A 9226-nucleotide genomic window follows, 5' to 3' on the forward strand; every position below is an offset into this window, starting at 1 on the left:
TTACCTCACGCTGCTGCGCGAGGTCGAGGACCGCGACGGCGATCACGAGAATTACCCGCGCATGAAGACGCACGACGACGCGACCGGCGTCCTGCTGCGCTTCGCCTGATCGGCGGCAAACGCATCACACACAGAAAACCCGGCTCCGCGTGGAACCGGGTTTTGTTTTGCGTTTCGACAACGCCGTATCTATTCCGCGACCACGCCCGGCGCGACGATCGGCTCGATCTCGGCGTCGAAGTCGCTAAACGCCTGGGTCTGCTGCTGGTCGAAGCGCAGGTCGAGCGTCACACCTTCCGGCAGTTGATCCGGCGAGAGCGTATGCCCGTCGATGCCTTCCGCCGCGATCACCATGGTCGAACTGACTTCGAGCGCGTTGTTATCCGCATCCAGCGAGACGCTCAGCGCCATACCCGCTTCGCTCGCTACGCTCAGGATCGCTTCCACGGTCGGATTCACGCCCTCCGGCGAGCCTGCCATGATCGCCAGCACGCTGTCCGGCCCGTCGAAGGCCACGGTGATCACGTCCACCGCCGTGCCGTCTTCGGTCGTGCCCGGCTCAACCGTCACGCTGGTCGCGGCAGAACGCACCAACGCCTCGTCGTCGAACAACGCGGTGTCCTCCACCAGATCGCCCAGGCCCAGCAGCGACAGGATCTCGTCCGCGTCGGGATCGTCCACCACGATCCAACCCTCCGCCAGCGCGGGCAGGTCCGGGCCCGGCTCGGCATATTCAGCGTTCACGTACAGCGTGCCGTCCAGGTATATCGCGTCCGCGTTGACCGTCACGGTGTTCACATCTTCCTGCGCTCCCTGCACGCGAGAAGACGTCTCGGTGTCGGTCAGCGTCGCGGAAAAATCACGCGTATCGCCAGTCTGCACGTAGACCGCCGTCCGCGTGAGATCGGTGACCTGCTGCTGGGTCTGGGTCTGGCCCTGGTACGCGACCACCGTGTCACGCACGTAAAGCTGCGTCGCGTCCTCGTGATAGTTGGTGTAGCCGTCCTGAACCTCGCGCGCGGCAAACACGCGGTCGAGCAGCGCCTGCTCGTCGGCGCTCAGCGGGCTGTCGCCCTGCGCGCGGGCCGGGATCACCGCCGCGCCCACCACGGAGACGAGCACCAGCGCGGAGAGGGTCAGGCGAGTCATCAATCGCATCATGATGGCATCCTTTAGGAGTGCAAAGAAACATACACTTTCCGATTGTAGAGGAAAACCCGCCCAGGCAGCCGCTAAAAAGTCATAAGGGGCGATAAAATCTTGAAAATGCAGCGGCCAGCCGTCAGTGATCGGCACCAGCATGTCGTTAAGTGGATTATCGAAAAGATCTAGCTTATAGGGAGGATGAGGTTTACCTCACCCCTTAACCCCCGGCCCCTTTTCCCCTCTCCAATCAGATTGGAGAGGGGAAAAGGGTGAGGTTCTTTTTGCCAACTCTTTTCAAGGTTTCACTTGGCGGCTAAAACTGCTCCACGTCGGGATACGCCTCGACCAGCGCCGCGCGCACAATGTCCTTATAACTCAGCGCGTCACCGAGCGTCTCGCCCTCGAAGCGCAGACTGAGCACCGGCTCTGTATTGGACGCGCGCAGCAGCCCCCAGCCGCGCTCGAACGTGATGCGGATGCCGTCCACGTCGTTCATGGCGTACTGGCCGTCGAGCGCCTGCTGCACCGCGCCGATCACGTGCGCCTTCTGGTCGTCCGGGCAGTGCGGGCGATATTCCGGCGTGGCGTACAGCGTCGGCACGGTCGCCATCAGCGCGGAAAGCGGCTTCTCCTGCTCGGTGACAAGCTGCACGATGCGCGCCCCGACGAAGATTCCATCGTCGAAGCCGTAATAGCCATCGCCCAAAAAAATGTGACCGCTCATCTCGCCGCCCAACAGCGCGCCTTCTTCGGCCATCTTGGCCTTGATCATCGAATGGCCGGACTTCCAGATCAGCGGACTGCCGCCCGCCTTAGCGATCTCGTCGAACAGCACCTGCGTGCTGAGCACGTCGCCCACCACCATCGCGCCGGGGTTGCGCTTGAGGATGTCGCGCGCCAGCAGCACCAGAATGCGATCCGCGCCGACGACGTTGCCGTGCTCGTCCACCACGCCCACACGATCCGCGTCGCCGTCATACGCCAGCCCCAGGTCCGCGCCCTGCTCCTGCACCACGCGCACGAGGTCGCGCAGGTTGTCCGCGTTTTGCGGATCGGGCTGGTGGTGCGGGTAGCTGCCATCCGGCTTGCAGTACACGCAGATCACGGTATGACCGAGCGCCTCCAACAGCGGCGGGCCGTAGATCCCGCCGATGCCGTTGCCCGCGTCCACGACGATCTTCAGCGGGCGAGCGTGGTGCAGGCGGCCTTCGGCCATCGCCAGATAACGCTCGTTGGCGGTTTCGTCCACCGTAGACTGGCCCGCGCCCAGGGCGTAGTCGCTCGCATCGATCATCTGACGCAGCGCCTGGATCTGATCCCCGTACAGGTTGTCTTTGCCGATGGACAGCTTGAACCCGTTCATTTCCGGCTTGAGGTGGCTGCCGGTGATCATCATGCCGCCCGCATTGCCCGCCTCGACTGCGCACCAATACACGACCGGCGTCGCGGCCATGCCGATGTCGGTGACGTGGCAGCCCGCCTCGACCAGTCCCTGAATGGCGGCTTCGGCCAGCGCGGGCGAGCTGTGACGGTTGTCGCGCCCGACGATCACGTCGCGCACGCCCTGGCGCTGCAAATACGTCCCGAACGCCTTGCCGATGCGCCACGCGGCGTCATCCGTCAGCTTGTCGCCATACTTACCGCGAATGTCGTACTGCTTAAACAGTCCCGGATCGGTCATCATCCCACCCCCGTTATCAGCCTTTCGGCTGTTCCCTGACTTGAATCGTCTGTTCGACCCACACCCGCGCGCCGTCCGGCACGTCGCTCTGCACGACGGTTGTCGGGCCGATCTCGCTCTTACGCCCGATCTTCACGCCGGGCATGGTCATCACGTTCACGCCGATGAACGCGCCCTTGCCCGCGATCAGGCCGAGCTTGTCGCGCCCGGTGCTGACGCGCTGGCCCTTGATCGTGCTGTTCACCGCCCCGTGATCGATGCGCAGGTTGGCCGTGGTGCAGCTTGCGGAGAGGTTCACGTCATCGTCCAGGATCGAGTCGAGCGCCTGGCACACGTGCGTATGCACGCCGTCCGCCAGATAGCTGCGCGCGACCTCGGTGCAGTAGCCCACCACCGAGCGCTCGCCCACCATCGACTCGCGCACCAGCGCGTTGTTGCCCACGATCGCGCCCTTGCCGATATACGCCGGGCCAACGACCGTCGATCCGTGGAACAGGCGCGCGCCCGCTTCCACCACCACGTTGCCTTTGATCAGCACGCCTTCTTCGATGATCGCTTCGTCGGAGACGCGCGGCTCGGTGATCTGGCCCAGCAGCGCGAACATCACGTCCAGCACGTGCCACGGGAACTTGATCGCCTGCCACGGCCCACTGTAGGGCACCACCTGGAAGACGTGCTCGGCCATCAGTGCCGCCATCGCGCGCTCGTAATGATCGTCGCTGGTGAGCGGCTTGGCATATTCGGCCTTGATCGCATCCAGCAGGCGCATCGCGTCGGTATGCACGTGCGCGACGATAGCGACCAGATCGCTCGGCTCGTTGCCCGCGCCCGGCTTCTCGATGATGTTGGTGATGCGCCCCCCTTCACCGACTTCGAGGTAGCCGCCGGGGAAATAGTCCGCGACACGATACCCCGCCAGATAGCTCAACGCGCTGCCAGTCTGGTACGCCGTGAGCATATCCTGGTGCAGCACGATATCGGTCAGGTCGTGCACCTGCGTGATGTAAATCGGCTGGTTGCCGTGCGCTTCCAGGTACGGCTCGATCTTCAGAACCGCGTCGCCCATGCCCTTCGGCTCCGGCTGGACGACCACTTCCGTTTCGATCTGCGGCACGGTCGAAACCAGCTCCGCGATCACGTCGCGGTTTTCGGGGTTCGCCACGATCACCGCCTGCTCGATGCCAAGCTGCGCATAGCGTTCGAGCTGCAAACTCAGCAGAGGGCGGCCCATGAACTTGATCAGTGATTTTTCTTCCAGCGGCCACAGGCGCGAGCTTGCTCCCCCGGCCAGCACGACGAGCAGCGGTGTCCTCACGGTTTGTCCTCCCTGGTGGTGCGGCGGGCAGCACAGGCCCCCGGCTCAAGCATCATATTAGTCGTGGTAATTGTAGTGTGATGCGCGGCTGGCGTCCAGTTGGGGGCAGGGGTCGGAAATCAGCGGTTCAGGGGCAACTCAACCGGTTCGATCCCCACGACCTTCCCCGCGACCTCCCCGCTCACTGCCAGCGGCCCGGATCCTGCCCGCGCCGGACGTACACCTGCCCGCCCTGCTGCGGCTGCCCGACCACCATGCGCAGCACGAGCGATCCGAGCGCCCCGGCCACGAAGCCGCCCACGTGCGCCCAGACCGCCACGCCGGAGGTCTGCGCCGTGGGCACGCCCAGCGACGCGATGCCGTTGATGAACTGTGTCAGGAACCAGATCCCCAGGAACATGTACGCGGGCAGCGCAAACACCCACCAGTAGCCCACCAGCACGCGCACGCGGTTGGTCGGGTACATCAAAATGTACGCCCCCAGCACGCCGGAGATCGCGCCGCTGGCCCCGATGCTGGGAATGGTTGATCCCTGGTTGAACAGGATATGCGTCGCGCTGGCAGCCAGTCCTGTGGCGAGATAAAAGACGAGGTAGAGCAGCGAGCCGAACCGCCGTTCCACATTGTCGCCAAAAATCCACAGGAACAGCATGTTGCCGCCGACATGCGCCAGACCGCCGTGCACGAACATCGAGGTGACCAGCGAGTACAGATCCTGCCCGTGCTGAATTTCTCGCGGAACCACACCATAGGTGAAGACGAAGTTTTCCAATGACCGCCCGCCCAGCGTGCTCTCATACAGAAACACCAGCACGTTGACGATCACCAGCAACAGCGTGACGACCGGCAGCCCCGCGCCTTTTTCGTTTTCGTCGCCAATGGGGAACATTGCGCGCTCCTTCGTCGTTGGAATTCGCCAGCATCACACAAAGCAACGTTAGCACAGACTGTAGCACAATGCCCCGGCAGGCAGGCAGCACGCGCAGCGCAACAAAAAAGCCCGGGCTGTGTGCCGGGCTTGTTGCGGTTAAAGGGGTATTCGGACGGTGACTCAGTCCTCCGTGACCGGATCGAGGTCCAGCATCCGGCGCACCTTCGCCACGAGGTCGTGATGCAGGATCGGCTTGGGCAGGTAGTCGCTCGCACCGGCGTCCATGCCGCTCATCACGCTCTTTGCATCGCCACGGGCGGAAAGGATCAGGATGGGGGTCTGGGCCGTATCGGGACGCTGGCGCAGCACGCGGCACAACTCGATTCCGTCCATGCCGGGCATCATCACGTCGAGGATGATCAAGTCAGGCGTGTCATGATCCAGCACGACCAATGCCTGCTCGGCGTCTTTCGCCTTCAGCACCTCGAATCCGCCCCGCTCCAGCATGATACCAATCAGTGTCAACGCGCCGATTTCGTCGTCAACAACGAGGATACGCTTCATAACCCGGTGTCTCCCTCTGTGACTGCGAGCGATGATTCTCGCGTCTGGGACTAGTGTAACATGTAAAGAGTGACGCAACCAGCATTGCCACTGGTTCACAGCCCAAACCATCGCCTACACAGTCAATTAGTCTTTGCCTTTTATACAACGCTTTAGAACAGTGCGCCACCCTTACAAAGCCAAAAAATTATGAATTTCTGCATCTCTGATTAATCTTCAAACAATTTTTTATATTTGTGCATGACACAGCATCGCGTTTTCCGCACGCGGCCTTTATAATTCCCGACCGGATCGACGCACGCGAGGAGGATTGTGGTGCCATTACCGGACGGAACGCACGTTGCCTATGGGGATATCATCCTGCTGATCGGCAAGGATCTGCGCCAGTTCATCCGCACCGTCAAGGAAGGACAGCGCTTCGAGTGCCACCTGGGCTACATCGAGTATGACGCACTGGTCGGCGCGGCCTATGGCAGCCAGTTCCCCACGCACAAGGGCCACAAGATGTTCGTCCTGATCCCGCATACGGAAGATATTATCCTCCACCTTCAACGCCTGGGCCAGATCATCTACCCCAAGGATCTCGGCTACATTGCGCTGAAGCTCGGCATCCGGCCCGGCGTGCGCGTGATCGAGGCTGGGACCGGCAGCGGCGCGCTGACCATGACGCTGGCAATGCTGGTCGGTGACGAGGGCCACGTATACACCTACGAGCGCCGTAACGATATGCTGTCGCGGGCCTTTGCCAACCTGCGGCGCATGGACCTGCTCGACCGGGTGACGTTCCACGAGAAAGACATCGAGGAAGGCTTCGAGGAAACGGACGTGCACGCGCTGTTTCTGGACGTGCGCGAACCGGCGGACTATCTGCCCCAGGCGCGCGCGGCGCTGCGCGGCGGCGGATTCTTCGGGGCGCTGGTCCCCACCATGAACCAGGTGCTCGATCTGGCCCAGCCGCTCTACGACGGGCCGTGGTATATGCTGCAAATCGAGGAGCTGCTGCTGCGCTCCTACAAGACGCACCCGCAGCGCGTGCGCCCCGACGATCAGATGGTCGGGCACACCGGGTATCTGATCTTTGCGCGCGCCGTGGACCGCGATACGCGCACCGCCAGCACGAACGAAGCGCCCGACGACATGGGCGACGATACGCGCGACATCGTGCGCGACGACGATCCCGGCGACGGCGACCAGTAGCCCGCGCGGCGCGCTTTCAGTCGCGCGGCTCCATACCCAACGCGCGCAGCCCGGCGGGCGTCATCCTGCCGTCCCGGATCAGGCGCTCGGCGTGCTCCAGGTTGCGCTGTGAAGTCGTGCCCCGGGTGCGGCGCGGCGTGAAGCGCTGCAAGTACGATTTATCGTCACCCTTGCGCCGCTTGCTTTCGCTCCACCCAAAACACAGCCCTTCGTCGAGCACGTCCTCGAATGCCACCGACGCGATCCCGGAACTCGCCTTGTAGATGCGAATCCAGATCCCGCTCGATGTGGCGTGATGCTGTTCCAGCCACGCGCGCAGATCCCCCACCGACCGGAATTCGAGCACGGGCAAATCGTCCGATCCCGGTGTCATGGGCACCTCCAAACACAAAAACGGGACCACGCGGGTCCCGTTCGAGTGACAATCGGAACAGTCGAAAGACTATTCTTCGTCTTCTTCCTCACGACGACGGATGAGTTCCGGCTCAGACTCGCCGCCTTCGCCTTCTTCTTCCTCGGCACCCGCGGATGTCAGGTAGCTCGTGGTCACCACGATTTCCTCCGCGTCGGCGTGGTAGGTCACGCCAGGAAGCTGCGGCAGATCCGCGACGGTGATCATGTCACCGACTTCCTTCAGAAGATCGAGGCTCACTTCGATCGACGAGGGCAGATCGCCGGGCAGGCATTCCACCGTGATCGAGTTCTTCTCGTGGGTGAAAGCGCCGCCAGCATCTTCCAGGGCGTCGCCGCTGCCCACCAGCAGAATCGGCACCTCGGTGCGGATCACCACGTCCATACGGACCCGGTAGAAATCGAGGTGCAGCACGTCGCCACGAACCGGGCGGCGCTGGACGTTGCGGACGAGCACGTTGTAGGTCTCGTCGCCTTCGACGTCCAGATTGATGATCTGCGATCCACCCGCCGCCAGCAGCTTCGGGCGCAGCTCGATCCAATCGACCAACAGAGACAGCGGCTCGAAGCCGGGGCCATAGAGCACAGCCGGGATCTTGCCTTCGCGGCGCAGGTGACGCACATGCTTGCCGAGCACATCGCGCTTGGTCGCTTGAAGGGTAATGGTTTCAGCCATCGATACGTTCTCCTCATTCTCGCAGGACCGGCTGGCTGCTCTCAGCGACCGCCACCGCCTGTTGACTCTTGATTGCGCACGTCTTGAAAAGAAATTTTAAGCAGGCCCGCGCGCCGGACTGCCCGCCTCATAGAGGCTCTGAGCCACCGGCACACAGCGCCAGCAGTTGCATTCTTAGCGGGGGCAATTGTAGCTAACGGACCGTTCAGCGTCAATGGTCGATCGGTAGCCGCGTAGAGAAAAGACTTGTTACCGGCAAACCTACAGCCGTCTCGTTTTGCGGCTCATTTTGCGCATTCGGTCCCGACGTTGATCCGCCGCGCGTCCCACAAGGCTCGACGGGGCTTGCCCCGCCCCTTATAATAGCCGCCCCGTCGTTCCGCACCTGCCGCACAACGAGAGTGCCGCTCATGGATCACCGCGAACCCCTCACCCCTGGTCTGCGCCACATTCTGCTGGCTGCCATTCTGGCCGTTGGCGCGTGGCTGCGCTTCCAGCACCTCGGTGCAATCGAGTATAACGTCGATCAGGCGTATCCGGTCTGGCAGGCGATCCGCACCCTGCGCGATGGCGCGCTGCCGCTGGTCGGCCAGGGCACGTCGGTGCTGTTCGCCAATCCGCCGCTGACAGGCTACCTCTATATCCCGGTGATGGCCCTGTTCCGCGCGCCAATCGCGGCCTACGTCTTCACACTGATCCTGAACACCTTTGCGATCTGGCTGGCCTACCGCGCGCTCGAACGGCTGCTTGGCCCGCGCGCGGCGCTGGTCGGCGCGGCCCTGTTCGCGGTCAACCCATGGATCATCGAGGACAGCCGCCGGACGTGGGTCCAGGCGCTCGCGCCGTTTTTCGTGTGCCTGATCTTCTGGGCGCTGGCCCCGGTTCTGACGCGGCAAACAGCCCATCCTGGCCGCCGCATGCTGATCGCGCTGGTGGCCTTCGCCCTCTTCGCGCACAGTTATTTGCTGGCCTATGCGCTGGGCGCACCGGTCGCCGTCCTGCTGCTGATCTTCCGGCGGCGCGTGCCCTGGCGCGCAGTGATCGCGGGCGGCGCGGTCTTCGCCGTGCTGATGGCGCTGTACGGCATTGGGCTGGCGCGGCAGTGGGAGGATACGCAGCGGCGCGCGGAAGATTTCGCGGGCGGCAGCGCGTCGCTCAGCGCGGAAGCGCTCGATCACGCGCTGCGACTGGTCAGCGGGTGGAACTATGCCGCCGTGCGCGGCCAAAATGCCCCGGCGAACGACGCGGATCTGCGCGACCGCCTGGACGACATTCCGTTTGTGCTCTGGACCGCCGCCGTGATCGCGGGCGCGGCGATGGCGATCCGCGCGCTGGTCCGGCGCGACACGTCCGCCCCGCCCGGTC

At 63.5% G+C, this 9226-nt stretch carries 9 protein-coding genes; 2 read left to right on the top strand and 7 right to left on the bottom strand.

The window, feature by feature from the left end; all coding sequences use genetic code 11:
• Positions 1 to 189: 189 nt before the first annotated feature.
• From V7116_RS23835 to V7116_RS23855, 5 genes are all read right to left on the bottom strand, one after another.
• Positions 190 to 1161, bottom strand: a complete 972-nt coding sequence (locus V7116_RS23835; protein ID WP_324394495.1) for a hypothetical protein — start codon at positions 1159 to 1161, stop codon at positions 190 to 192.
• Between the two features lie 298 nt (positions 1162 to 1459).
• Positions 1460 to 2827, bottom strand: a complete 1368-nt coding sequence (locus tag V7116_RS23840) for a phosphomannomutase/phosphoglucomutase (protein ID WP_324394496.1) — start codon at positions 2825 to 2827, stop codon at positions 1460 to 1462.
• Between the two features lie 16 nt (positions 2828 to 2843).
• Positions 2844 to 4142: a sugar phosphate nucleotidyltransferase gene (locus V7116_RS23845; RefSeq protein WP_324394497.1), complete on the bottom strand. Its 1299-nt coding sequence runs from the start codon at positions 4140 to 4142 to the stop codon at positions 2844 to 2846.
• A gap of 181 nt (positions 4143 to 4323) precedes the next feature.
• Positions 4324 to 5031 (bottom strand): rhomboid family intramembrane serine protease, encoded by a 708-nt coding sequence (locus V7116_RS23850; RefSeq protein WP_324394498.1) that lies wholly within the window; start codon positions 5029 to 5031, stop codon positions 4324 to 4326.
• Between the two features lie 162 nt (positions 5032 to 5193).
• On the bottom strand, positions 5194 to 5577 hold the full coding sequence (locus tag V7116_RS23855; RefSeq protein ID WP_324394499.1) for a response regulator: 384 nt from the start codon (positions 5575 to 5577) through the stop codon (positions 5194 to 5196).
• A 315-nt stretch (positions 5578 to 5892) separates the two neighbouring features.
• Here V7116_RS23855 and V7116_RS23860 point away from each other — a divergent pair, with 315 nt between their 5' ends.
• On the top strand, positions 5893 to 6774 hold the full coding sequence (locus V7116_RS23860) for a tRNA (adenine-N1)-methyltransferase (protein ID WP_324394500.1): 882 nt from the start codon (positions 5893 to 5895) through the stop codon (positions 6772 to 6774).
• A gap of 16 nt (positions 6775 to 6790) precedes the next feature.
• Here the strand turns inward: V7116_RS23860 and V7116_RS23865 are convergent, their stop codons facing one another.
• Both V7116_RS23865 and V7116_RS23870 read right to left on the bottom strand, forming a co-directional pair.
• A complete protein-coding gene (locus V7116_RS23865; protein WP_324394501.1) occupies positions 6791 to 7147 on the bottom strand; it encodes a YdeI/OmpD-associated family protein in 357 nt (118 codons plus the stop codon).
• Between the two features lie 69 nt (positions 7148 to 7216).
• Positions 7217 to 7861, bottom strand: coding sequence for a 50S ribosomal protein L25 (locus V7116_RS23870; protein ID WP_324394502.1), 645 nt, complete (start codon positions 7859 to 7861; stop codon positions 7217 to 7219).
• Between the two features lie 410 nt (positions 7862 to 8271).
• On the opposite strand from V7116_RS23870, the gene V7116_RS23875 reads away from it, so the two are divergent.
• Positions 8272 to 9226 (top strand): ArnT family glycosyltransferase (locus V7116_RS23875; RefSeq protein ID WP_324394503.1); only part of this gene is annotated, 955 nt, incomplete at its 3' end.

It is taken from the genome of Aggregatilinea sp., from assembly GCF_036822615.1.
In the GTDB taxonomy this organism is placed as follows: domain Bacteria; phylum Chloroflexota; class Anaerolineae; order Aggregatilineales; family Aggregatilineaceae; genus Aggregatilinea.